Here is a 22,654-nt window from a genome sequence, read left to right as displayed (position 1 = left end):
GGGAGCCGAGATGACCACGACCACGGCCGGGTACGGCAGCTGGCCCTCACCCGTCGACGCGGTGCTCACCGCCGCGCACGACGGACGGCCCGACTACCTCGGCACCGTCGGCGACGAACTGTGGTGGACCGCGCCCCGCCCCGCCGAGGGCGGCCGGCGCGCCCTCGTCCGTCGGCGCGCCGACGGCACCGAGGACAGCGTGCTGCCCCCTCCGTGGAACGTCCGGAGCCGGGTCGTCGAGTACGGCGGGCAGCCCTGGGCCGCGGTCGCCCGCCCCACCGGCGGACCGCTCGTCGTCTTCTCCCACTTCCCCGACCAGCGGCTGTACGCGTACGAGCCCGACGCCGCGCCCGGTGCGCGGCCGCGCCCCCTCACCCCCGTCTCCGCGACCGGCGACGGACTGCGCTGGGTGGATCCGGTCGTCCGGCCGGAGCTGGGCGAGGTGTGGTGCGTCCTGGAGGAGTTCACCGGACCCGAGCCCACCGACGTGCGCAGGATGCTCGCCGCCGTCCCGCTGGACGGAACGGCCGCCGAAGACCGTGCCGCCGTACGCGAACTCACCGACGCGCGGCACCGGTTCGTCACCGGACCCCGGGTCTCGCCGGACGGGCGCCGGGTCGCCTGGATCGCGTGGGACCACCCCCGGATGCCCTGGGACGGCACCGAGGTGCGGATCGCCGACGTCGCCCCCGACGGCACCTTCCGGGAGGTCAGGACCGTCGCGGGCGGACCCGCCGAGTCGATCCCGCAGGTCGGCTGGGACGCGGCCGGACGCCTGCTGCTCGTCAGCGACCGCACGGGATGGTGGAACCTCTACCGGGCCGAGTTCGGCGCCGGCGGCGAACTCGGCGAAACCGTCGCCCTCTGCCCCCGCGCCGAGGAGTTCGGCGGCCCGCTCTGGAAGATCGGGCTCAGCTGGTTCACCCCCCTGGAGAACGGACTGATCGCCGTCGTCCACGGCAAGGGGACCACCTCCCTCGGGATCCTCGACCCCGACAGCGGCACCCTCGTCGACGCCGCGGGACCCTGGACCGAGTGGGCCTCGACCCTCGCCGCGCACGGCACCCGGGTGGTCGGCGCCGCCGCCGGACCGCACACCTCCTGCGAACTCGTCGAACTGGACACCAGTACCGGCCGCACCCGGGTCGTGGGTGCCGCGCACACGGACGCCGTCGATCCCGCCTACTACCCGGAGCCCCGTCTCCGCACCTTCACCGGGCCCGGCGGGCGGGAGATCCACGCGCAGGTCCACCCGCCCCGCCACCCGGGCTTCACCGGACCCGCCGACGAACGGCCGCCCTACGTCATCTGGGCGCACGGCGGACCCACCGGCCGCGCCCCGCTCGTCCTCGACCTGGAGATCGCCTACTTCACCTCGCGGGGGATCGGCGTCGCCGAGGTCAACTACGGCGGCTCCACCGGCTACGGACGGGAGTACCGGGAGCGGCTGCGCGAGCAGTGGGGCGTCGTGGACGTCGAGGACTGCGCCGCCGTGGCCGCGGCGCTCGCCGCCGAGGGCACGGCGGACCCGGCCCGGCTCGCCGTACGGGGCGGCAGCGCCGGCGGCTGGACGGCGGCGGCCTCCCTCGTGGCCACGGACGTGTACGCCTGCGGCACGATCATCTATCCCGTCCTCGACCTGTCGGCCTGGGCGACCGGCGAGACCCACGACTTCGAGTCCCAGTACCTCCACGGCCTGGTCGGACCGCTCGACCAGGTCCCGGCCCGCTACAAGGAGCGCTCGCCCGTCGAGCACGTCGACCGGGTCACCGCCCCCTTCCTGCTGCTCCAGGGGCTCGACGACGTCATCTGTCCGCCCGCCCAGGCCGAGCGCCTCCTCGCCCGCGCGGCCGGCCGGGGCGTCCCGCACGCCTACCTCGCCTTCGAGGGGGAAGGGCACGGCTTCCGCAGGGACGACACGATCATCCGCGCCCTGGAGGCCGAACTCGCCCTGTACGTAAGGACCTTCGGCATCGACCGCACGGACGTGGCGCCCCTGGAGTACCGCTCATGAGCACCGGGACGCCCGGGGCCCCTGGGACGCCCGCGAAGCCCGAGGTCACCGGGACCCCCGAGGTCACCGGGACCCCTGGCGCCACCCGAGCCCCGTATTCCGCCGTCGCACCCCCGGCCCCCGCCGTCGCACCCCCGGCCCCCGCCGTCGAACCCCTGGCCCGCGCCGAGCGGCTCCGTCCCGGGGCCCGCGTCGCCGTCGTCGCACCCTGCGGGCCCATCCCCGAGGACCGGCTCCGGGCGGGGCTCGGCATCCTGCGCCGCTGGGGCCTGGATCCGGTCGTCGCCCCGCACGTCCTGGACGCCCATCCCGCCCTCGCACACCTCGCGGGCGAGGACCGGGCGCGGGCCCGGGACCTGACCGAGGCCTGGTGCGACCCCTCGGTCTCCGCCGTCATCTGCGCGCGGGGCGGCTTCGGCGCGCAGCGCATGGTCGACCTGGTCGACTGGGGGGCGGTCAGGGCGGCCGGACCCAAGGCGTTCGTCGGCTACAGCGACGTCACCGCCCTCCACGAGGCCTTCGCCGTCCGCGCGGGCTTCGCCACCCTGCACGGCCCGATGGTCGCGGCCGGCACCTTCCTCTCGGACGCGCGCACCCAGGAGTCCCTGCGGGCCACCCTGTTCGAACCGGAGACGGTCCGCACGCTCGGCCTGGAGACCGCCCGGGCCCTGGTGCCCGGCCGCGCGCACGGCGTCACGCTCGGCGGCTGCGCCAGCCTCCTCGCCGCCGACCTCGCCACCCCGCACGCCCGCTCCTCGGCGCGCGGCGGCCTGCTCCTCCTCGAAGACGTGGGCGAGGAACCGTACCGACTCGACCGCGTCCTCACCCAACTCATCCGCTCCGGCCTCCTCGACGGCCTCGCGGGCGTCGCCCTCGGGTCCTGGGTCGACTGCGGCCCCTACGAGGAGGTCCGCGCCGTACTCCACGACCGCCTCGCCCCGCTCGGCATCCCGGTCGTCGAAGAGCTCGGCTTCGGCCACAGCGCGACGGCCCTCACCATCCCCCTCGGCGTACCGGCCGTGCTCGACACGGAATCGGCGACCCTGACCCTGGACGTACCGGCGCTGCTCTGAGCGCCCGACGTGACCGGCGCGTCGACCGCCGGGCCGCCCGCCGTCGTCCACGGCTCCGAGACAGGAGACGGCGCCCCCGAGGACACGGGGGCGCCGGAACCGCCGGTGGTGCGGGGGAGGACCGGCAAGGACCTTCCCGGCGGGCGGGGCGGGCGGGTCCTACAGTGCCGCGTAGCCCGGGCGGACGATCTCGTCGATGAGGCGCTGCCGCTCGGGCAGGGGGAGGAAGGCCGCGTCCAGGGCGGCGACGGTGAACTCCTCGAAGACCTCGGGACCGTAGCCGAAGGCGTCGACCATGTGCTGGAACTCCTCGCTCATGGTGGTGCCGGAGACCAGGCGGTTGTCGGTGTTCAGGGTGATCCGGAAACCGAGACGGCGCAGCTCGTCGATCGGGTGCGAGGCGTAGTCCTTGGCGGCGCCCGTCTGGAGGTTGGAGGTCGGGCAGACCTCCAGGGCGATGCGGTTGTCGCGGACGTACGAGGCCAGCCGGCCCAGGGTGCCGTCCTCGGCGATGTCGTCCGTGATGCGCACGCCGTGGCCGATCCGCTCGGTGCCGCAGACCTGCACGGCCTCGTGGATCGACTCCGCGCCGACGGCCTCGCCCGCGTGGATCGTGAAGTGGCAGTTCTCCCGCTTCAGGTGCTGGAAGGCGGGGAGGTGGCGGGCCGGCGGGTTGCCGATCTCGCCGCCGGCTATGTCGAAGCCCGCCACGCCGTTGTCCCGGTGCGCGACCGTGAGCTCCGCGATCTCCAGGGAGCGGTCGGTGTGGCGCATGCCGGTGAGCAGCGTACGGACGGTGATCCGGCCGCCGGTGCGGCGCTCGCCCTCGCGGAAGCCGTCGTTGACCGCCTCGACGACCTCGTCGAGGGTCAGCCCGCCCTCCAGGTGCTGCTCGGGGGCGTAGCGGATCTCGGCGTAGACGACGCCGTCCGCCGCCAGGTCCTCGGCGCACTCGGCCGCGATGCGGGTCAGCGCCTCGCGGGTCTGCATCACCGCGCACGTGTGGGCGAAGGTCTCCAGGTACCGCTCCAGCGAACCGGAGTCGGCGGCGTCCCGGAACCACACCGCGAGCGCGGCCGGGTCCTCGGTCGGCAGCGCGGTGTAGCCGCACGCCCGCGCCAGCTCGACGATGGTCGCGGGGCGCAGCCCGCCGTCGAGGTGATCGTGGAGGACGGCCTTGGGGGCCCGGCGGATCCACTCGGAAACGGTGGCGGCGGCAGGCGTGGCAGGGTTGTCAGACAAGTGCATGGCCGGGAAGTGTACGCCACACCCGGGGCGGGTGCTGTGAGGGCCGTGACAGGACCCGCTCGCACGAGGTGCGGGGCGGTGAGAGGCGGGCCGGCGGGCGGTCCGGCGAGGCTCAGTGGGACTGGAGGACCGGCAGGGCGGGGGCGCCCGTGGGAAGCATGTGCTTGGCGGCAAGGACCGGGGTCTCGCCGACGCGTACGACCTGGGTGACCAGGACCGCGGGGGTGTCGGCGGGGCGGCGGAGCTGCTCGCCGCGGCGGCGTCCGAGCAGGGTGGCCGTGATGCCGCTGTGCGCGCTCAGCGCCGTCTCGCGGGAGGCCCCGACGAGCACCGACAGCATGGAGACGGCGGCGCCGCCGGGCTCCGCCGTGGTGCCGGGCTCCGCCTCGCGCAGGGCGCGGGCGAACTCGGGGTGGACCCGGTCGAGCAGCTCGTCCGGCGCCGCCCACTCGTGGCTGAGGGCCGCCGCGGTGCCCTCGCCGGTCAGCACGGACTCCCAGAAGCGCAGCTCGGCGCGGGCCGGGGCGAGCAGGTGCTGGGTGGTGAAGTCGGTCGGCTCCTCGACGGTGCGCAGCAGTGCCCTCACGCGCAGCGGCGTACCGGCGCCGATGAGCTCCTCCAGAGGCTGGACGTGCTCGAACCCGCGCCGGGGCGGGCGGTCGTTGACCGTGCGGCCGACCCCTCGGCGTACGGTCAGGACGCCGTCCTCCTGGAGCAGCAGGAGCGCCTCGCGCAGGGCGGGCCGGCTCACGCCCAGCTCGGCGGCGAGCTTCGGCTCGGAGGGGAGGGTCGACCCCGGCGGGTAGGTGCCGTCGTGGACGGCGTCCGCGATCCGCTCGTAGAGCGCCACGACCGGCCGCCGCCGCTGTCCGCTGACCGCCACGGCCCCTCCTCGTCTCGTCCCGGCCTGCTCTCCGCCGGTGTCCGGCACCCACGGTAGCGGCCCTCGTTGTCTGACAAGTCACCCGTACGGCTCTCCCCACCGATCCAGTGAGGCTCCGCTCGGCCCATTCTGGTCCCACGACGGTCGGCCGGTACGACCGACGGCACGACGGAGGAGAGGGCCGGGCATGAGTCCCAAGGAGAGGCAGAGGACCGCGCACGGGAGCACGTCCCGGTTCAGCGGAGCCTTCGCTCCCGGCCGGATCGCGATGACGGCCGTCGCGGTGCTCACCCTCGTCTTCATCTTCGAGAACACCCATGAGGTCAAGATCCGCTTGCTGATCCCCGAAGTGACCATGCCCCTGTACATGGCCCTGCTCGCGACCGCCCTCCTCGGCGCCGCCTGCGGCTACTACGCCGCGGCCCGGAGGCGGAAGTGAGGCGGGCCGCCGTCGTGGGCGCGGGAGCGGTCCTCGCGCTCGCGGCCGTCGCCGTGACCTCGACCGAGGAGTCCGCCGCGGCCGGGGACGACGCCGAAGCGCGACCGATGCCGGACTTCCTGGGCCTCGGGCTCTGGCGGGTCTTCACCCGCCTCCCGCGCCGGACCCGGCTCGACGTCCACGACGTGAGCGGGCGGGACCGGCGGGTGCTGTGGCCGCCGAGCTGGCAGGTCTGCACGCAGTACCCGGCGGCGGGCACGGGCCTCGACCGCCGCACCACGGTCATGATCGGAGTCGTGCGCAAGGGCGAGAGCTGCCCGCCGCGCGTCCAGAGCGCCCGCCGCTGAGTAGCCTGGCGCCATGTCCGATGATCTCGGCCGGTACCTCGTGGCCGGCCCCCGCGTGGGTCTGCGCGCCCTCTCGCCCGACGACGCGGGGGAGTTCACCGCCCGTGCCCGCGAGAGCCGGGACCTGCACCGCCCGTGGCTCTTCCCGCCGTGCACGGAGGAGGCGTACGCGACGTACGCGGGCACGCTCCTGGGGGATCCGGCGCGCGCCGGCTTCCTGGTGTGCGAGCGGGAGGAGGACGGCCGGATCGCCGGGTTCGTCAACATCAACAACATCGTCCGCGGCGCCTTCCGGAGCGGCGCCCTCGGCTACGGCGCCTTCGCGCACGCCGCCGGGCGCGGCCTGCTCACCGAGGCGCTCGGGGTCCTCCTGGCGTACGCCTTCGGGCCGATGGAGCTGCACCGCCTGGAGGCGAACATCCAGCCGGGCAACACCGCGTCCCGGGCGCTCGTCCGCCGCGCGGGCTTCCGCCTGGAGGGGTTCTCGCCGGCGATGCTGTTCATCGACGGAGCCTGGCGCGACCACGAACGCTGGGCGATCACGGCCCCGGAGCCGCAGGGCGCGACTCAGCGCTTGTAGTTGATCTTCATCGTGTCGAGGTCCGTCACGGTCGAGCGCAGCGGCCCGTGCGCGTGGCCGAGCTCCCTGAGGGCGGTCTCCACCCGGTCCTCGGCGAGCGCCCCCGCCATCTCGTCGCCGTCCGCCGCGTCGGAGACGACGACCAGGCGGTACGAGAAGTGCTTCAGCGTCCGGTCGTACGCGAGCGAGCCCTCCTCCGTGAACTGCATCGCGGTCAGCCCGTGCGCGTCCACCTCGGCGAGCAGCCGGGCCCGGCTCTCCTCCGACAGACCGTCGAACGTGCCGCGCACGATGACCCGGTAGGTGTGCTGCGTGCCCATTCCTCGTACTCCCTGTGCCGTGGTTCCGTCGGACGCCGGGGCGGCGCCGACCCTCCACGGTACGGCGGCGGGCGCCCGCGCCGCCGGGAATATCCGGGCTCCCGGGGCGACCGTTCCTTTGCCGAAGCCTGACGCGGAGAACCCCTGGTCAGGACGGGCCCCGGCGTGTTCCATGGGGCGATGACGACCGTACGACGTGCCGTACTGACGCTGCCCGCGGCCCCGTTGGGCCCGGACAGTCCGCTGCCCGCGCTGCGCCCCCACGACGGGACGCACGCGGTCGACGCGCACACCCTCGCGTCCCTGCCGCGCGACATGGCCCGAGGCATCGGACGCGACCCCCTGCGCAGCCTGCTGCCCGTGCCGGTGCGCGACGGATACGGGCGCGAGCGCACCCCCGCGGACCTCGCCGCGATCGTGATCGAGAACGACCGGCTCCGCGCGACCGTGCTGCCCGGTCTCGGCGGCCGGCTCCACTCCCTGCACCACAAGCCCACCGGGCGCGAACTCCTCTACCGCAACCCGGTGTTCCAGCCCGCGGCCTTCGCGCTCAACGGCGCCTGGTACTCCGGCGGCGTCGAGTGGAACATCGGCGCCACCGGCCACACCGCCCTGTCCTGCTCGCCCCTCCACGCCGCCACCGTCCGCGCCCCCGACGGCGGCCCGATGCTCCGCCTCTGGGAGTGGGAGCGACTGCGCGACCTCCCGTTCCAGGTCGACCTGTGGCTGCCGGACGGCTCCGACTTCCTGTACGTCGGGATCCGCGTCCGCAACCCCCACGAACACACCGCCCCCGTCTACTGGTGGTCCAACACCGCCGTCCCCGAGGACCGCCGGATCCTCGCACCCGCCGACGCGGCCTGGCACCACGGGTACGACCGAGGGCTGCGCCGGCTTCCCGTCCCCGTCACCGACGACGGCACCGACCGCTCGTACCCGCTGAACGGGGCGCACGCCGCCGACTGGTTCTACGACCTCCCCGAGGGGCAGCGCCGCTGGATCGCCGCACTCGACGCCGACGGCACGGGCCTCGTCCAGACCTCCACGGACAAGCTGCGCGGCCGCAAGCTCTTCGTGTGGGGGACCGAGCGCGGCGGCCGGCGCTGGCAGGAATGGCTGACCGAACCCGGCACTCCCGGCTACGCCGAGATCCAGGCCGGGCTCGCCCGCACCCAGCTGGAGCACCTGGAACTCGCGGGCGGCGCGGAGTTCAGCTGGCTGGAGGCGTACGGGCCGCTGGTCGCCGACCCCGCCACGGCGCTCGGCGACGACTGGGCCGCCGCCCGTGCCGAGGTCGAGGGCGCCCTCGCCGGAGCGCTGCCCCGCGCCGCGGTCGACGCGGCCCACACCGCGTGGCGCGACGGCGCCGCGGACGCCGAACCGGAGACGTCCCTCGCGACCGGTTCGGGCTGGGGCGCCCTCGAAGTCCTGCGCGGACGCCTCGCGTTGCCCGGCACTCCCTTCCCCGAGTCGACCATCGGGCCCGACCAGGAGCCCTGGCTGGCGCTGCTGCGCACCGGAGTCCTGCCGGCCCCGGCCAAGGGCACGGCGCCGGGCCCGCCGCTGGTCGCCGCGCCGTGGCGGGACATGCTGGAGACCGCGCCCGCCGACCCCTCCACCGAGTACCACCTCGGCATCGCCCAGTGGCACGCCGGCGACCGCGCCCAGGCGGTACGGAGCTGGGAGCGCGGTCTGCGGGACGCCGAGGTGCGCTGGCCGCTGCTGTACTGCCTGGCCGTCGCCGACCGCGAGGACGGACACCCGGCCCGCGCGGCGGACCGTTTCGCGGAGGCCTTCGCCGACCACGCGGATGCGGGCCCGCCCGCCCGGGACCTCGCGGTCACGGCGGCCCTGGGGCGCGAGGCGATCGCCGCGCTGCTCGCCGCCGGGCGGCCCGGTTCGGCCGCGGAGGTGCGGCAGCGGCTTCCGGGGGAGGTCCGGGAGAGGGGCGCGTTCCGCCTCCTGGAGGCACGGATCCTCCTCGCGGAGGGCAGGGCGGCGGAGGCCCGCGCCGTCTTCGACGAGGGCTTCGAGGTCGCCGATCTGCGCGAGGGCGCCGAGATCGTCGGGGAGCTCTGGGCCCAGGCCACCGACGAACCCCTGCCCTACGCCTACGAGTTCAGGATGCGCCCGAGCTGACGGGCGGGCGCCGCGGCGGGGTGCCCGGGACGGCGTCCGAGCCGGCGGGTGAGTGCCCGGAGGCGGCGCGGCGGGATGGCACCCGAGCCGGCCGCAGCGCGCCGGGCGACGGTACCGTGGACGGACGACGGGGGAGGGGCGCGACGCGGACGGGTGCGGGGCCGGGCCGGTTCCGGCGCCGGGCCGGGTACTCCGCGTGGCGAAGGCGACGTGGCGCGGGCCACGGAGGGACGGGGGTCCGGAGACGGCGTCCTGGGCGACGGCCGAGTGCCGGTGCGGGCATCCGCGCTTCCGTCATGCCGAGCCGCGGTTCTCCGGGGTCTGCGGGGCGTGCCTGTGCGGCGGGTTCGAGATGGCGCCGCCGGTGGGGCCGGCTCGGCGGAACCCGAAGCCCGCCCCACCGGAGCCGGACCGCACGCCGCATCCGAGCTGCCCCTCCCAGGACCCGGACTGCCTCGGGTTCCACGACTTCTTCCGGGACTGACGCGGTCCGGCCCCGTCGGGGCCGTCAGGGGACCCGGCACAGGATCTCGCCGTGCGGGACCATGAACCAGGCGTCCTCCTGCTCGCCCCACTCCCGCCAGGCCTCGCCGATCGAGGCCAGTTCGGCGGCGGTCGCGTGGCCGCCCGACACGGCCAGTTCGGCGTAGACGGACGCGGTCGTACGGTCCGCCCACAGGCCGCTCCACCAGGCGCGCTCCTCCGGGGTGGCGTAACACCAGGTGCCGGCCGTGGTCGTGACGTCGGTGAAGCCGGCCCGCCGGGCCCAGGCGAACAGCCGCCGGCCGGCGTCCGGTTCGCCGCCGTTGGCGCGGGCGACCCGGTGGTACAGGTCGAGCCACCCGTCCAGCGCGGGCCGCTCGGGGTACCACGCGAAGGCCCCGTAGTCGCTGTCGCGGGCGGCGACGACACCGCCGGGCCGGCACACCCGCCGCATCTCGCGCAGCGCCTGGACCGGGTCGCCGACGTGCTGGAGTACCTGATGGGCGTGGACGACGTCGAAGGAGTCATCGGGGAAGTCCAGGGCGTGGACGTCGGCGACGGCGAACTCGACGTTCTCCAGGCCGCGTTCGGCGGCCACGGCACGGGCCTTGGCCAGGACGTCCTCGGCCGCGTCGACCGCGGTCACGCGGCCGGGCGCCACCAGGGCGGCCAGGTCGGCGGTGATGGTCCCGGGGCCGCAGCCGACGTCCAGGACGTCGAGTCCCGACCGCAGTTCCGGCAGCAGATAGGCCGCCGAGTTGGCGGCGGTGCGCCAGGTGTGAGAGCGCAGGACGGACTCGTGGTGGCCATGGGTGTAGACGGCGGTCTCGTGGGCCGTCGACGGTGCGGAGGCGTGCGTCATGGAAGCGACTCCCTCGGAGTGGGTGCGTGCCCCCACCGTACGTGCGGCGGCCGGATATTGAGATAGGCGTCCTGCATTGTGGACAGAGTGGTGTTTGAACAGGGCCTGCCCGTCCCGGAGTTCGCCGCACACCCGGCCGCCACGCCGGAATCCGCGCCTCACCGGCGACCCGTGCGCCCGACCTGACGAATCCGTGTATTGCAGCCCTGTGAACGGCCCGTGCGGAACCGGTCCGTGCCCCTAGGATCGGCGCGCCGCCGTCCGGCGGCCCGTCCGTCCCCCGTGCCGAGGAGTCCCGTGCCGTACTCGCCCGCGCCCGCCCGCCGCTCCCTCCTCAAGCTGATCGCGGCGGGCCCCGCGGTGTCCGCCGTCGGCGGGCTCGCCGCCGCGCCCGCGCACGCCACGACGGCCGCCGCCGCGCCCGGGATCGTCAAGGCGCTCCCGACCGAGTACTTCACCGTCCGGGGCACCAACGCCGAGGCGCGGTTCGACGCCTTCGCGGACACCGGCCTCCTCACCCCCGCCGAGCGCTTCTTCGTCCGCAACCACACCAGCACCCCCGTCCTCGACGCCGCCGACTGGCGGCTGACCCTCTGGGGCGACGGGCTCCACGGCCGCAGCCCCGTCCACTTCACCTACGGACAGCTGCGCGACCTGCCGTCCGTCACCCGGACGGCCCTGATCGAGTGCGCCGGAAACGGCCGCAGCCTCTACACGAGCCAGCAGGGCGAGCCGGTCACCGGCACCTCCTGGACCCTCGGCGCCGTCGGGGCGGCCCGCTGGCGCGGCGTCCGCCTCTCCGACGTGCTGCGGCGCGCCGGGATCGCCCACGACGCCGTCGACGTGCAGCCGCGCGGCCTCGACGACCCGTACGTCTCCGGCGGCGTCGACTACGGCCGGGTGCGGCGCCCGCTGCCGGTCGCCAAGGCCTTCGACGACGTGATCCTCGCGTACGAGATGAACGGCGAGCCGCTGCCGTACGACCACGGCCACCCGGTCCGGCTCGTCGTGCCGAACTGGGTCGGCATCGCCTCGATCAAGTGGCTCGGCGACATCGAGGTCTCCACCCGCCCGCTCGGCTCGCCCTGGACCACCGACTGGTACCGCCTCTTCGGCGCCGCGCACCCCGCCGGTGGCAGCGCCCCGATCAGCCGCCAGACCCTCAAGTCCGCCTATCAGCTGCCCTTCGGCGCCACCCTGGAGTCCGGCCGCGTCCACCGGCTCACCGGGCGCGCCTGGTCCGCCCTCGCGCCCGTGCGGACCGTCGAGGTCTCCACCGACGGCGGCGCCCACTGGCGGCACGCCCGGCTCCTCGACACCCCGCGCCGGGGCGGCTGGGTCCGCTGGACCGTGCCGTGGCGCCCGCACACCACCGGACCCGTCACCCTGCTCTCCCGTACCACCGACACCGCCGGCAACACCCAGCCCGAGCGGGCCGTCCACAACACCCAGGGGTACCTCTTCAACGCGGTCGTGCGTCACCCGATCACCGTCGTCTGAAGCGGCGGAACCGCCCGAACCTTCGTATAAAGGGCACGGGGGTGCCCGCCCGGCGCCCCCGTGCGCTCAGGAGGTACGGGACATGCGGCAGACGGCTCCGGAAGGCCGCGGCCCGGTGCGCTACGGCCCTCCCGCGCCCGACACCGGCCTGCCCGTCCTGCCCGGACTCGCCGCCCTCCTCGCCGCGGCCGCCGCGCGGACGGTCTCCGAGCCTCCCGGCGGCGGGCCCGTCCTCCGGGAGGCCGCCGCCGGCTACTGGTGGCGCCGCGGCCTGCGCACCCACCCCGAGGACGTGGTCGCCGCCCCCGGCGCCCCGGCCCTCCTCCTGGCCCTGCTCGCCGCCCACGGCGGCGACCTCCTCCTGCCCCGCCCCTGCCCCGCCTGGTGGACCCCGCAGGCCCGGCTCCTCGGCCGCCCGGCGTACCACGTGCCCACCCCCGCCGAGTGCGGCGGCGTCCCCGACCCGTACGCCCTCCTGGAGACGGTCCGGCGCGTCCGCGCCGAGGGCGGCGACCCCCGGGTCCTGCTGCTCTCCGTCGCCGACGACCCCACCGCCACCGTCGCCCCGCCCGAGATCGTCCGCGAGGCCTGCGAGGCCGCCGTCGCCGAGGGGCTGCACGTCATCAGCGACGAGACCTGGCGCGACACCCTCCACGCCCCGCACGACACCGTGCTCCTCGGCCCCGCCGAGATGTGCCCCGACGACGTCACCGTCCTCACCGACCTCGGCGGCGCCCTCACCCCGACCGCCTGGCCCTGCGCCGTCGCCCGCTTCCCGCCCACGGATCCCTCGCGCGCCGACCGCTGGACCGACCGCAGAGCCCGCGTCCTCGACGTGCTCACCGCCCTCGGCGCCGTCGTCCCCGGCCCGGTGGCCCCCGCCGCCGCGCACGCCCTCGACGAGCCCGAGGACGTCACCGTACGGGCCCGGTACGCCGCCGTCGTCCACGGGCGGCTCGCCGCGGCCGCGCACCGCGCCGTGCGCGCCGCCGGGGCCCTCGCCCGGCCCCCGCAGGCGGGCCGCCACCTCTACGCCGACCTCGGACCACTCCGGGCCGGTCTCGCCGCCCGGGGCGTCACCGACTCCCTGGAGCTGGAGAGCCACCTCACCGCGCGGCTCGGCGCCCCCGTCCCCGGCGGCCACCGCTTCGGCGACGAACTCGGCGCGCTCCGCGTCAGGTTCGGCACCATCATGTTCCTGGGCACCACCGAGGAGGAGCGCGCCGAGACCCTCGACGCTCGGGACCCGCTGGAGCTGCCCCATGTGGCTCGGAAGCTCGCGGAGTTCGGAGGGGCCCTGGAGGAACTCCGGTGACGGCGCCCGACCGGCCCCCGAGCGGGCCTCGAACCGCGCACCCCGCACTGGTACCCGGCACCCCGCACCCCGCTCGGGTGCCCGGCGCCCGGCACCCCGCAGCGGCGGATCCCCGCACCCCGCCCGCCGCACCGGCGACGACCCGCACGAGCCGCGCAGAACGGAGCCCGCAGATGACCGAACGGACGGCACATCCCGCCCGGGCCGCCCAGGTCCCGCCCCACCCCGACCCCGCCACGGCTCCCGCGCCCGCCCCGGCACCGACCCCCGTTCTCCAGCCCGTCGGCCGGCTGCGGCACGACTGGCCCCGGACCTTCGTCGACCGGCTCACCGCGCCGCTCCCCGGCGTCCGGGCCCTGGCGCGCCTCGCCCGCGAGGGCGCCGTGCGCCCCCGTCCCGAAGGGCTCCGCGACATCCCCCTGCTGCCCTTCGAGCCCGGTCCGCTGCCGCCCGCCGGTCCCGACACGCTCGCCGTCACCTGGGCGGGTCACGCCAGTTGGGTCCTGCGCATCGGCGGAATCACCGTCCTCACCGACCCCGTCTGGTCCCGGCGGATCTTCGGCACCCCGGCGCGGCTCACCCCGGTCGGGGTCCGCTGGGAGGACCTGCCGGCCGTCGACGCCGTCGTCATCAGCCACAACCACTTCGACCACCTCGACGCCCCCACCCTGAAGCGGCTGCCCCGGCACACCCCGGTCTTCGTCCCGGCCGGACTCGGCCGCTGGTTCGCCCGACGGGGGTTCCTCCGCGTCACCGAGCTCGACTGGTGGGAGGCGGCCGAACTCGACGGCGTGCGCTTCGACTTCGTCCCCGCGCACCACTGGTCCAAGCGCACCCTCCTGGACACCTGCCGTTCCCTGTGGGGCGGTTGGGTCCTCACCGACCGCTCCGGGCGCCGCGTCCACTTCGCCGGGGACACCGGGTACGGCCACTGGTTCGCCGAGATCGGCCGCCGCTACCCCGGGATCGACCTGGCACTGCTCCCCATCGGGGCGTACGACCCGCGCTGGTGGCTCAGCGACGTCCACACCGATCCGGAGGAGGCCGTCCGCGCCCACCAGGACCTCGGGGCGCGGCGGATGGCCCCCATGCACTGGGCGACCTTCGTCCTCTCCTCCGAGCCCGTCCTCGAACCCCTCACCCGGGTCAGGGCCGCCTGGGAGAAGGCCGGGCTGCCCCGCGAGGAGCTGTGGGACCTGCCGGTCGGCGGCTCACGGGTGCTCGTGCCCTGACACGCCGTTCCCGGGCAGTCCGTCGCCCGACGCCTCGTTCCCGGGCGCGGCGTCCCCCGCGGCCCCTGCCCCGTCGGGCCGACGCCTTCCGCGGATCCGCCGCCACAGGCCCGGGACCGCGCTGACCAGCACCGTCAGTGCCACCGCCGCCACGACCCCCTGCCAGGGCTCGGGGAAGAGTGAACCGCCCAGGATCCCGATCAGCTGGTACGTCGCCGCCCACGCCAGGCAGGCCGCCAGGTCGCCCCGGGCGAAGCGGCGCAGCGGCATCTCGGAGAGCAGGCAGGCCAGCATCACCGGGATCCGCCCCGCCGGCACCAGGCGGGACAGCACGAGCACCGACACCCGATGGGTCTCGAGCCGCTCCTGTGCCTGGGCGAGCCGCTCCGGCGTGACCCGGCCGCGCAGGGCGGCGAGCCACCGCGAGCCGTTGTGGGAACGGACCCCGCGCTGCCCCAGCCAGTACAGGGCCGTGTCGCCGAGCCACGCGGCGAGCGACGCCACCAGGAAGACGTGGAGCAGCGCCAGCGGCGACGTCTGGTGGAAGGCGACCACCGCGGCCGAGCTGACGATCGCGCCCGTGGGCACGATCGGCACCAGCGCGCCCAGCGCGACGAGCAGGAACAGCGACGGGTAGCCGACGGCCTGCTGCGTCGACTCCGGCGCCAGCTCCCGCACCGCCGTCACCACCCCGGTGACCCCAGCGATCACCGAGCGACCTCCGGCCGCACCCGGTCGCCGTGGCCGAGCAGGTGGACCGCCACCTTCGGGGCGAGCCGCGAGGCGTGCCGTACGAACTCGTCCCCCGGGGCGTGGAACTCGTGCGGACGGACGCCGTCGAGCCCGATCGGCCAGTACGTGCCGTAGTGCACAGGGACCGCCGCGGCCGGGGAGAGCGCGGCGAGCGCCTCGGCCGCGCGGCCCGCGTCGAGGTGGCCGTGCCCGAGGTACGGGCCCCAGCCGCCGACCGGCAGCAGCGCCACGTCCACCGGCCCCACCGCCTCCGCCATTCCGTCGAACAGGCCGGTGTCGCCGGCGAAGTACGTCCGCGCCTCGCCCTCGACGACGTACCCGAGCGCGGGAGCGCGGTGCGGCCCGAGCGGTAGGCGCCGCCCGTCGTGGAGCGCCGGCACGGCCCGTACCGTCACGCCCTCCACCGTCACCGTGTCGCCGGGCTCCACCTCGGTCAGTCGCAGCCCGTCGGCGCCGAGCCTGCGGAGGCCCGGCACGGCGGCGGGAGCCCCGCGCGGCACGACGAGCCGGGTGCCGGGCGCGAGCCGGGCGAGCGAGGGCAGATGGAGGTGGTCGGCGTGCAGGTGCGACACGAGGACGGCCTCGGCGCGGGCGGCCTCGGGCGGCGGCAGGGCGCCGCGCCGCCGCCGCAGATGGGCGAGCCGCCGGGCGAACAGCGGGTCGGTGAGGAAGCGGACCCCGGAGTCCTCGACCGTGCAGGTCGCGTGACCCCACCAGGTGACCTCCACCGGCATGCCGCCTTCCCTCCTCGGGGCCCGGCCGCCGTGCCCGATGTCCGCGGCCGTTCCGTAACTCCGTAACGAGGGTAAATGTCCGGAGAGCGCTCCGGAGGATGTTCGGCCGTGCCGTTCCCCAGTAGGGTCGGTCCATGGACGACGTTCGGGTGGCGGCGATCGCCAGCCTCACCCCGCTCGAAGAGCTGGACAGCGACCCCTTCCTTGTCGACACGCGCGGCCAGCACGCGATCTGCGCCCGCTGGGCCGACGACATGGGCTACGTGATCGCCCGCCAGCTGCTGTTCTACGACATCCGGCCCGACCACGAGGCGCTCTGGGCCGACGTGGACGCGGGGGCGGTCGACCTCTTCGTCGCCGCCAACGAGCGCGTCCTCGCCCGCGCGCTGACCTCCGTCCCCGGCTTCCGCGCCGAGTGCGAGCGGCGCGGGGTGCGGCTGGAGACCGTCCGACCCGACGAGCCGTCCTACGACGCGGCGGCCAAGGCGGGCGTCCACCGCCGCCTCTCCATGCCGACCGCGGGGTACGACGGCTCCTGACGAGCCGGGTCCGGCGCGGCGGCTCCCGTCCGGCGGGCTCGACGCGACGGCTCCTGACGGGCCCGGCGCGACGGCTCCTGACCGGTCGTCGTCCGCGGTCGACCTGACACACCCGGGCCGCCCGCCGTCATCCGTTCACCGCACCGGTCCTGGGCGTTGTGCCACGCTTGGGACAGGAAACGGGTGAAAGGTGAAGCGGGCGTGGGTGACGGGCGATGGGGTGGCGCCGACCGCTGGCGGTCCGCGGGCAGGACGGTGGCGCGGGTGGCCGCGGTCTGGGCGGTGTCCACGCTCACCATGCTCGTCCTGGCCGGTCTGCTGCCCGACTTCCAGCTCCAGTCCGCCGACGGCGACAGCTTCACGAGGACCGCGCTCACCGCCGCCACGGCCGCGGGCGCGTTCGGTCTGCTCGGCGCGCTGGTCTGGCCGGTGCTCGTCCGGGCCCTGCTGCTCGTCCCCGCACTCCTCCTCGGCCTGCTCGTCTTCTTCCTCAACGGCTCGATGCTGCTCGTCGCGCTCTGGCTGATCCCCGACGGGCGTGGCGCCGCCGACCCGGAGACCGCCGTCGTGGTCGCCGCGGTGATGTCCGCCGTCGCCTCCGCCACCTCCACGGGCCTGGCCGTCCGCGACGACGACGCCTACCGCCGCCGGCTGTACCGGCTCACCGGCCGCACCCGGCCCCGCGACCCGGGCGACGCGCCGGAAGCGGTCCCCGGGACCGTCTTCCTCCAGCTGGACGGCGTCGGCCACCACGTGCTGCGGGGAGCCGTCGCCGACGGCCTCATGCCGACCGTCGCGGGCTGGCTGGAGGCCGGGCACCGGCTCACGCCCTGGCGCACCGACTGGTCGAGCCAGACCGGCGCCAGCCAGCTCGGCATCCTGCACGGCTCCAACGAGGACGTGCCCGCCTTCCGCTGGTACGAGAAGGACACCGGCCGCCTGATGGTGTCGAACCGGCCGGCCAGTGCCGTCGAGCTCCAGCGCCGGGCCGTGCGCCGCACCGGCGACGGCGGGCTGCTCACCTTCGACGGCGCCTCCCGCGGCAACCTCTTCAGCGGCGGTGCCGACCAGCTCGCGCTCGTCCTCTCGATGGCCGCGCGGCGCGGCCGGCGCAACCGCTCCCGGGCCGGCTACTTCGCCTACTTCTCCGACCCGGCCAACGCCGTCCGCACCGCCGGATCGCTCGTCACCGAGTGCGTCCGCGAGGTGTGCCAGTCGACCCGGGCCCGGCTGCGCCGGCAGACCCCGCGGGTCTCGCGCGGCGGCACGTACCCCTTCGTCCGCGCCTTCGCGACGGTCGTCGAGCGGGACGTCGTCGTCTCCGCCGTGATGGGCGACATGCTGGCCGGGCGGACCGCCGTCTACGCCGACCTGGTGGCCTACGACGAGGTGGCGCACCACTCGGGCCCGCACGGTCGTGACACCGACCAGGTGCTGCGCCGGCTCGACCGCGCGATCGGGCTCATCGCCACCGTCGCGGAGCACGCCCCGCGGCCGTACCGGATCGTGCTCCTCTCCGACCACGGGCAGAGTCCCGGCGAGACCTTCGAAGGGGCGTACGGGCTGACGCTCAAGGACCTCGTGCGGGCCGGGTGCGGGCTTCCGGTGCCGCGCCGGGTGCGCCGTACCCGCAGCGGTTCGGAAGCGCGGGACGCCGCGAGGGACGCGCTGCGCAGCGCGCTGCACCGGCCGGTCGACGAGACCGGCGAGACGGCGCGAGAGCTGCCCGCGCGGCCGTCGGAACCGGTGGTGCTCGCCTCGGGCAACCTCGGTCTCGTCTCCTTCCCCGACGTGCCGCACCGGATGACCCGCGAGGAGATCGACCGGCGCCACCCGGCGCTCCTGCGCACCCTCGCGCACCATCCGGGCGTCGGCTTCGTCCTCGTGGCGAGCGCCGAGCACGGCTCCGTGGTCCTCGCCCGCGACGGGGCCGAGGTGCCGGTCGCCGAGCTCGCCGACGACGGCCCGCTGGCCGTCTTCGGACCGGGCGCGGCACAGGCCGTACGGCGCACCGACGGCTTCCCGCACGTCGCCGACATCATGGTCAACTCGATGTACGACCCGGCGACCGGGACCGTGCACGCCTTCGAGGAGCAGATCGGCTCCCACGGCGGCCTCGGCGGCGAGCAGTCGCAGCCCTTCCTGCTGTCGCCGCCGGACCTCTCGCCGCCCGTCGCCCCGGGCGGGGAACTCGTCGGCGCCGAGCACGTCCACCGCGTCCTGCGACGCTGGCTCCGCGAGTCGTCGGGTCCCCAGGTACCCCTGGAGACTTCTCCGCCCACACGCGAATCGGAATCAGCTCTTCCGATCGACGGGCCGGTCGTGCCGGACAAGAACCACTGATGCGGACGCCTGTCCGCCGTTACCGGACGAGGTCGGCGGAGTGACCGCCGGTGCGGTGAATCCGGCGCCCCCGCTGTAGGCCGCCCGGGCGGAACTCGCCTTCCCGGCGCCGCCGGCGCCGCCGGACGGGGCAGTACGGATCTCCGTGAGCCCCGTGTCCGGACCGACCGCCGCGCCCGCCGCCCCGGCGGGGCGGCGGGCGCGCCCGGACAGGGCCGGCCACCGCTTGATCGCGCTGCTCCTGGTCCTCGCCGCGCTGTGCGGCGCCGGCGCCACGGCCGGCCTCCCCGCCGTCGAACTCCGCGCGGCGGCCGCGTCCCCGGCGTCCGACCCGGGCGGCGAGACGCACGACCCGGCCGGCGCCGATGCCGGACTCACCGGCCGGACCCGCCGGCACCGCACCGGCCTGCGGCCCGCCCGCTCCGGCCGCGGACCCCACGGCGCCCCCGTGCGCCGTCGAACCCCCGCGCCCGTCCTCGTACCCGCCCCGCGCGGCGACGCGCTCCGGCGTGTGGTGATGCGCTGCTGAGAGGCCCGCGCCTCTCGGCAGTCCCCCTCCATCACCCCCGCACCACGAGGAGCTTCGTCATGCCCGTCGACCCGTACGCCGTCCTCCAGGCCCTGCTGCGCGCGGAGGCCTCGCGTGCCCAGCGCGCCGACCGTTCCGCGGCGGACGCCGCGGCCCCGGCACCCGCCCCGGTGCCCGAACCGCCGACGCCGCCGGAGAAGCGCGCCCGCTGAACCGGCGGCATCCCCCGCGGCCGGGCGGCTGCCGTACCGCCGCCCGGCCGCGGGCCGCCCCGTGCGCGGCGTCCCGGATCAGGCCGCCTCCACCGCGCCCACCGGCGCCGGCGTACGCCGGCCGTGCAGGCCGACCAGGGCCGCCGCGACGGTGGCGAGGACGGCGAGGGCGAGGAGCGCGGGGACGAGGCCGACCAGCGGGCCGGCCGCCAGGCAGCAGACGCCGCCGGCCGCGAGGGCGGTGGGGCGGCGGCCCGAGGTGCGCAGCACGATGGCGGCCGAGCCGAGGAGGAAGACACCGACGCCGCCGGTCAGGGACCAGGCGACGACCCCGTGCAGGGGCTCGGCGAGACCGTGGTGTCCGGTGTCGGCGACCTGCTGGAGGACCTTCTTCATGCCGAGGGCGCACAGGACGACGCCGGCGACGAGCGGGAGGTGCAGGAAGGTGTAGACGTCGCGGGCGAAGCGGGTGCGGTCGTCTCCGTCGAGCGAGGTCAGGCGGTGCTCGGCGGCCTCGCCGAGCTGGCGGAAGTACAGCCGCCACAGCCCGGCCGACAGGAGCAGCCCGGCGGCGGAGGCGCCGAGCACGGCGAAGGTGAGGGGGAAGCCGGAGACCCCGACGCCCATCGCCACGATGGACTCGCCGAGCGCGATGATCACGATCAGGCCGTGGCGCTCGGCGAAGTGCCCGGGCGAGGTGACCCGCCAGCCGGAGGAGCCCGTGACGTAGACGCCGCCGTAGTCCACGGCCACCGCGCCGAGCCACAGCAGGAGTTGCACCCGGCCGCTGTACGCGCTGCCGATCAGCAGCAGCACCAGCGGGGGAGCCACCGACACCAGCGCCGTACGCCGCAGGGTGGCGCGCAGGGCGACGTCGCCGGGGCTGGAGATCCAGTACGAGGCGAGGTGCAGGACGCGGACCGCTCCGTAGCAGAGCACGAAGAGCAGTGGTTCCGACAGCCCGCCGTGAGTGTCCGCGAAGACCTGGGGCACGGCGAGCGACACGATCAGGACGACTGCCATCACCGTCACGAGGACGGCGAACAGGGCGCCGGAGTCGGCCCTCACGACGTTCCCCAGCCATGCGAAGCAGCACCAGCACCACCAGAGCAGCGCCAGCACGACCATGCCGCCGACCACCCGCACCGGCGAGGGCGCCGCCGCCATCAGGGCCGTGACCTGCGTGATCGCGTACACGAACACCAGGTCGAAGAAGAGTTCCGCCGGCGTCACCTTGTGATCGTCCGCGGTGGCCACCAAACGGGCCCGTTCCCTGTTCCACGCCATCTCTGTCTCCCCCTCCGGGGGACCGCTCTCGGCCACCCGGCGCGAGGATACCCACGGCCGTCCCCCAGCGGCGCCCCGCCCGAACTCCGGCCCCCCGCAAGGCCGGAGGGCCGCATTACCTCACGGGTAACGCCGTGGCTCGCTACTGGGCGCCGTAATCCCAGGTCGCAGCCATCGGCTAGGGCTGAAAGGACGGTGGGGGAGCCAAGTAGGGAGCCACGGCGGGTCAGTTACGCCTTGCTGGGGCGGAAGATCTCATCCATCGCTTCCGCCCCCTCCGTGATCACGGGACGGATCTGCTTGCGGTAGACCGTCTCCGTCGTCGCGGTACCGCTGTGACCGACCAGTCTGGCGATGACTTCGATCGGCGTCCCGTGGTCCGACAGGAGAGAGACGAAACTCGTGCGGAGCTCTCGGGTCGTCCAGGCCTTCGGCGCCGAGAGGCCGGCGCTCTTGAGTAGGGACCGCAGCTCGCGCAGGACGTTCGTCGAACTCCGCTGCGTGCCGTCGAGGTGGCCAAAGACAAGTCGCTCCTCGGACCACTCGACCCCGTCGGCGGCGCACTGTTCCTGCTGCGTCTGGCGATGCCGTGTCAGGACAACAGCCGCATGGTGAGGCATGGTCAGTGACCGTTTGCTCTTGCGTGTCTTCGTCTCGCCCTTCTTCCTGACCGACCGCCATACGTCGACGTAGGGGCGGTCATCGCCCGCGGTGTCGATGTGGACATGGGACCAGGTGAGGGGCCGTTCCTCCTCCGTGCGGACACCCACGAGCAACGCCAGCACTACATAGGCGTGGATCCAGCTTCCCTGCCTGGTGTGAAGGACGGCGTGCGCCTCCTCCAAGGAAAGGGACTTACTGGGTCGGCCCTCCTTTCCCTGTGGCAGTTCGACGAACTCGACGACGTTTCGCGCTACTTTCCCGTCGCGTTGAGCCAGGGCGATCGACCGACGGAGAACGGAACGGATCCTCTTCAGAGTCTCGTGGGAGATCTCTTCGGACTTCGCCGTCAGCCATTCGTCGACCTCATCGGAGGAGAGTTCGTGAACACGGGCCTTCCCCAGGTCGGGGATGACGTGGTTCTTGGCCAAGCTTCGGTACATCTTGACGCTGGATTCGTCCCGGCCGCGCAGGCCGCGGTTGAGCCAGGTGTTCACGGCGGTCTCGACGGTGTTCTTCGCGGAGGACTGAACGCCCACCTCCAGCTCGCCCCTGAGCTTGCGGAGCTTGCTTCGAACTTCCGTCTTCGTCTTCCCCGAGACCTTCGAGCGTCGTCGATTCCCGTTCGGCTCGTACCCGAGCGAGATGGCGCCGATGTATCGGTTCTTGGACTTGTCCCAGTAGATCGAGTCCTCACCATTCGCCGCCTTCTTGCGCGGTGTGGGGTCGCTGTTGGTCAAGGTGTGAGGGCCTCTCGGAAACGGAGGAGGCCGTGCCTGACGGCGCGGCCTCCGGGGTGTCGGCTTGTCAGGCGGCGTCGGCTTCGCGCTTCAGCAGCTCGATGTACTCCTCGATGTACTCCGTGGGTACGAGCCGGCGCCGGCCGACGCGAACGGTCCGGAGGCGGCCGAGGCGGATCTCCTCCCACGCGGTGGTGCGCTCGAAGCCGAGCACGTAGGCGGCATCGGGAACGGGGTGCAGCCGCCGTTGGAGCGGCATGGAGGTGACGGGCGGGGGCGTCGTGGTGGTTGCCATCGGGCTCCTTCGGCTCGCTGCGGGTTGGTGGTTCTAGGCGCCAGGGGTGAAGTTCGGTGGCTCCTCGGAGCGGATGCATCTGTCCGAGGTCAGGATTTCTGCGTCACGGCGTCATCCGTGTCGCGCA

At 75.0% G+C, this 22,654-nt stretch carries 22 protein-coding genes; 13 read left to right on the top strand and 9 right to left on the bottom strand.

Going from position 1 to position 22,654, the window contains the following annotated elements; translation table 11 throughout:
- The first annotated feature begins 10 nt into the window (after nt 1–10).
- Both OO54_RS12705 and OO54_RS12700 read left to right on the top strand, forming a co-directional pair.
- A complete protein-coding gene (locus tag OO54_RS12705; RefSeq protein ID WP_033202955.1) occupies nt 11–2,014 on the top strand; it encodes a S9 family peptidase in 2,004 nt (667 codons plus the stop codon).
- Nucleotides 2,011–3,087, top strand: coding sequence for a S66 peptidase family protein (locus tag OO54_RS12700; protein WP_245236721.1), 1,077 nt, complete (start codon nt 2,011–2,013; stop codon nt 3,085–3,087). Before OO54_RS12705 ends, OO54_RS12700 begins: the two co-directional genes overlap by 4 nt.
- A 159-nt stretch (nt 3,088–3,246) precedes the next feature.
- Here OO54_RS12700 and OO54_RS12695 read toward each other — a convergent pair whose 3' ends face one another.
- Both OO54_RS12695 and OO54_RS12690 read right to left on the bottom strand, forming a co-directional pair.
- Nucleotides 3,247–4,335: an adenosine deaminase gene (locus OO54_RS12695; RefSeq protein WP_017236777.1), complete on the bottom strand. Its 1,089-nt coding sequence runs from the start codon at nt 4,333–4,335 to the stop codon at nt 3,247–3,249.
- A gap of 112 nt (nt 4,336–4,447) precedes the next feature.
- The gene (locus OO54_RS12690; protein WP_033202954.1) at nt 4,448–5,218 is read right to left on the bottom strand and encodes a GntR family transcriptional regulator; all 771 of its coding nucleotides are present in this window, start codon (nt 5,216–5,218) and stop codon (nt 4,448–4,450) included.
- A gap of 187 nt (nt 5,219–5,405) precedes the next feature.
- Between OO54_RS12690 and OO54_RS12685 the strand changes: the two genes are divergently transcribed.
- From OO54_RS12685 to OO54_RS12675, 3 genes are read left to right on the top strand one after another with little or no spacing between them, the layout of a single operon-like run.
- Nucleotides 5,406–5,657 (top strand): lipopolysaccharide assembly protein LapA domain-containing protein, encoded by a 252-nt coding sequence (locus OO54_RS12685; RefSeq protein ID WP_033202953.1) that lies wholly within the window; start codon nt 5,406–5,408, stop codon nt 5,655–5,657.
- On the top strand, nt 5,654–6,004 hold the full coding sequence (locus OO54_RS12680) for a hypothetical protein (protein WP_033202952.1): 351 nt from the start codon (nt 5,654–5,656) through the stop codon (nt 6,002–6,004). The genes OO54_RS12685 and OO54_RS12680 overlap by 4 nt, the downstream gene beginning before the upstream one ends.
- A 13-nt stretch (nt 6,005–6,017) precedes the next feature.
- The gene (locus tag OO54_RS12675; protein WP_033202951.1) at nt 6,018–6,584 is read left to right on the top strand and encodes a GNAT family N-acetyltransferase; all 567 of its coding nucleotides are present in this window, start codon (nt 6,018–6,020) and stop codon (nt 6,582–6,584) included.
- Here OO54_RS12675 and OO54_RS12670 read toward each other — a convergent pair.
- Nucleotides 6,572–6,904: a DUF6204 family protein gene (locus OO54_RS12670; protein ID WP_033202950.1), complete on the bottom strand. Its 333-nt coding sequence runs from the start codon at nt 6,902–6,904 to the stop codon at nt 6,572–6,574. The two genes, OO54_RS12675 and OO54_RS12670, sit on opposite strands and share 13 nt — an antisense overlap.
- A gap of 180 nt (nt 6,905–7,084) precedes the next feature.
- On the opposite strand from OO54_RS12670, the gene OO54_RS12665 reads away from it, so the two are divergent.
- Entirely contained in the window at nt 7,085–9,043 is a 1,959-nt protein-coding gene (locus OO54_RS12665) for a DUF5107 domain-containing protein (RefSeq protein ID WP_033202949.1), read from the top strand.
- 508 nt (nt 9,044–9,551) lie between these two features.
- On the opposite strand, the gene OO54_RS12660 is transcribed toward OO54_RS12665, so the two are convergent.
- Nucleotides 9,552–10,388 (bottom strand): methyltransferase domain-containing protein, encoded by an 837-nt coding sequence (locus tag OO54_RS12660; protein WP_033202948.1) that lies wholly within the window; start codon nt 10,386–10,388, stop codon nt 9,552–9,554.
- A gap of 297 nt (nt 10,389–10,685) precedes the next feature.
- On the opposite strand from OO54_RS12660, the gene OO54_RS12655 reads away from it, so the two are divergent.
- The 3 genes from OO54_RS12655 to OO54_RS12645 all read left to right on the top strand — a co-directional run bounded on the left by OO54_RS12655 (nt 10,686) and on the right by OO54_RS12645 (nt 14,435).
- Nucleotides 10,686–11,888 (top strand): sulfite oxidase, encoded by a 1,203-nt coding sequence (locus OO54_RS12655; RefSeq protein WP_033202947.1) that lies wholly within the window; start codon nt 10,686–10,688, stop codon nt 11,886–11,888.
- An 82-nt stretch (nt 11,889–11,970) separates the two neighbouring features.
- Entirely contained in the window at nt 11,971–13,203 is a 1,233-nt protein-coding gene (locus tag OO54_RS12650) for an aminotransferase class I/II-fold pyridoxal phosphate-dependent enzyme (RefSeq protein ID WP_033202946.1), read from the top strand.
- A 173-nt stretch (nt 13,204–13,376) separates the two neighbouring features.
- Nucleotides 13,377–14,435 (top strand): MBL fold metallo-hydrolase, encoded by a 1,059-nt coding sequence (locus OO54_RS12645; RefSeq protein ID WP_033202945.1) that lies wholly within the window; start codon nt 13,377–13,379, stop codon nt 14,433–14,435.
- On the opposite strand, the gene OO54_RS12640 is transcribed toward OO54_RS12645, so the two are convergent.
- Both OO54_RS12640 and OO54_RS12635 read right to left on the bottom strand, forming a co-directional pair.
- Nucleotides 14,415–15,146: a DedA family protein gene (locus OO54_RS12640; protein ID WP_033202944.1), complete on the bottom strand. Its 732-nt coding sequence runs from the start codon at nt 15,144–15,146 to the stop codon at nt 14,415–14,417. The genes OO54_RS12645 and OO54_RS12640 overlap by 21 nt on opposite strands.
- Complete coding sequence (locus OO54_RS12635; protein WP_017236761.1) at nt 15,143–15,922, bottom strand: MBL fold metallo-hydrolase; 780 nt, start codon at nt 15,920–15,922, stop codon at nt 15,143–15,145. The genes OO54_RS12640 and OO54_RS12635 overlap by 4 nt, the downstream gene beginning before the upstream one ends.
- Nucleotides 15,923–16,056: 134 nt before the next feature.
- Here OO54_RS12635 and OO54_RS12630 point away from each other — a divergent pair, with 134 nt between their 5' ends.
- From OO54_RS12630 to OO54_RS45840, 4 genes are all read left to right on the top strand, one after another.
- On the top strand, nt 16,057–16,461 hold the full coding sequence (locus tag OO54_RS12630) for a recombinase family protein (RefSeq protein ID WP_033202943.1): 405 nt from the start codon (nt 16,057–16,059) through the stop codon (nt 16,459–16,461).
- Between the two features lie 201 nt (nt 16,462–16,662).
- Nucleotides 16,663–18,804: a phage holin family protein gene (locus OO54_RS12625; protein WP_033202942.1), complete on the top strand. Its 2,142-nt coding sequence runs from the start codon at nt 16,663–16,665 to the stop codon at nt 18,802–18,804.
- 154 nt (nt 18,805–18,958) lie between these two features.
- Nucleotides 18,959–19,333 (top strand): hypothetical protein, encoded by a 375-nt coding sequence (locus tag OO54_RS12620; RefSeq protein ID WP_033202941.1) that lies wholly within the window; start codon nt 18,959–18,961, stop codon nt 19,331–19,333.
- Between the two features lie 59 nt (nt 19,334–19,392).
- On the top strand, nt 19,393–19,545 hold the full coding sequence (locus OO54_RS45840) for a hypothetical protein (protein ID WP_157856465.1): 153 nt from the start codon (nt 19,393–19,395) through the stop codon (nt 19,543–19,545).
- A 78-nt stretch (nt 19,546–19,623) separates the two neighbouring features.
- On the opposite strand, the gene OO54_RS12615 is transcribed toward OO54_RS45840, so the two are convergent.
- From OO54_RS12615 to OO54_RS12605, 3 genes are all read right to left on the bottom strand, one after another.
- The gene (locus tag OO54_RS12615) at nt 19,624–20,832 is read right to left on the bottom strand and encodes a low temperature requirement protein A (protein WP_033202940.1); all 1,209 of its coding nucleotides are present in this window, start codon (nt 20,830–20,832) and stop codon (nt 19,624–19,626) included.
- A gap of 230 nt (nt 20,833–21,062) precedes the next feature.
- Nucleotides 21,063–22,232, bottom strand: coding sequence for a site-specific integrase (locus tag OO54_RS12610; RefSeq protein WP_033202939.1), 1,170 nt, complete (start codon nt 22,230–22,232; stop codon nt 21,063–21,065).
- Nucleotides 22,233–22,299: 67 nt separating this feature from the next.
- The gene (locus tag OO54_RS12605; RefSeq protein WP_033202938.1) at nt 22,300–22,527 is read right to left on the bottom strand and encodes a helix-turn-helix domain-containing protein; all 228 of its coding nucleotides are present in this window, start codon (nt 22,525–22,527) and stop codon (nt 22,300–22,302) included.
- Between the last annotated feature and the right edge of the window lie 127 nt (nt 22,528–22,654).

It is taken from the genome of Streptomyces wedmorensis, from assembly GCF_000716445.1.
Taxonomy (GTDB): domain Bacteria; phylum Actinomycetota; class Actinomycetes; order Streptomycetales; family Streptomycetaceae; genus Streptomyces; species Streptomyces wedmorensis.
Note: the sequence above shows the minus strand (reverse complement) of the source record. Positions and strands in the feature narration are given on the sequence as shown.

Coding starts and splice junctions, on each gene's coding strand:
- OO54_RS12685 (WP_033202953.1), top strand. CDS start 5,406: ATGAGTCCCAAGGAGAGGCAGAGGACCGCGCACGGGAGCACGTCCCGG.
- OO54_RS12605 (WP_033202938.1), bottom strand. CDS start 22,527: ATGGCAACCACCACGACGCCCCCGCCCGTCACCTCCATGCCGCTCCAA.
- OO54_RS12660 (WP_033202948.1), bottom strand. CDS start 10,388: ATGACGCACGCCTCCGCACCGTCGACGGCCCACGAGACCGCCGTCTAC.
- OO54_RS12630 (WP_033202943.1), top strand. CDS start 16,057: ATGGACGACGTTCGGGTGGCGGCGATCGCCAGCCTCACCCCGCTCGAA.
- OO54_RS12670 (WP_033202950.1), bottom strand. CDS start 6,904: ATGGGCACGCAGCACACCTACCGGGTCATCGTGCGCGGCACGTTCGAC.
- OO54_RS12695 (WP_017236777.1), bottom strand. CDS start 4,335: ATGCACTTGTCTGACAACCCTGCCACGCCTGCCGCCGCCACCGTTTCC.
- OO54_RS12635 (WP_017236761.1), bottom strand. CDS start 15,922: ATGCCGGTGGAGGTCACCTGGTGGGGTCACGCGACCTGCACGGTCGAG.
- OO54_RS45840 (WP_157856465.1), top strand. CDS start 19,393: ATGCCCGTCGACCCGTACGCCGTCCTCCAGGCCCTGCTGCGCGCGGAG.
- OO54_RS12665 (WP_033202949.1), top strand. CDS start 7,085: ATGACGACCGTACGACGTGCCGTACTGACGCTGCCCGCGGCCCCGTTG.
- OO54_RS12705 (WP_033202955.1), top strand. CDS start 11: ATGACCACGACCACGGCCGGGTACGGCAGCTGGCCCTCACCCGTCGAC.
- OO54_RS12650 (WP_033202946.1), top strand. CDS start 11,971: ATGCGGCAGACGGCTCCGGAAGGCCGCGGCCCGGTGCGCTACGGCCCT.
- OO54_RS12645 (WP_033202945.1), top strand. CDS start 13,377: ATGACCGAACGGACGGCACATCCCGCCCGGGCCGCCCAGGTCCCGCCC.
- OO54_RS12615 (WP_033202940.1), bottom strand. CDS start 20,832: ATGGCGTGGAACAGGGAACGGGCCCGTTTGGTGGCCACCGCGGACGAT.
- OO54_RS12700 (WP_245236721.1), top strand. CDS start 2,011: ATGAGCACCGGGACGCCCGGGGCCCCTGGGACGCCCGCGAAGCCCGAG.
- OO54_RS12675 (WP_033202951.1), top strand. CDS start 6,018: ATGTCCGATGATCTCGGCCGGTACCTCGTGGCCGGCCCCCGCGTGGGT.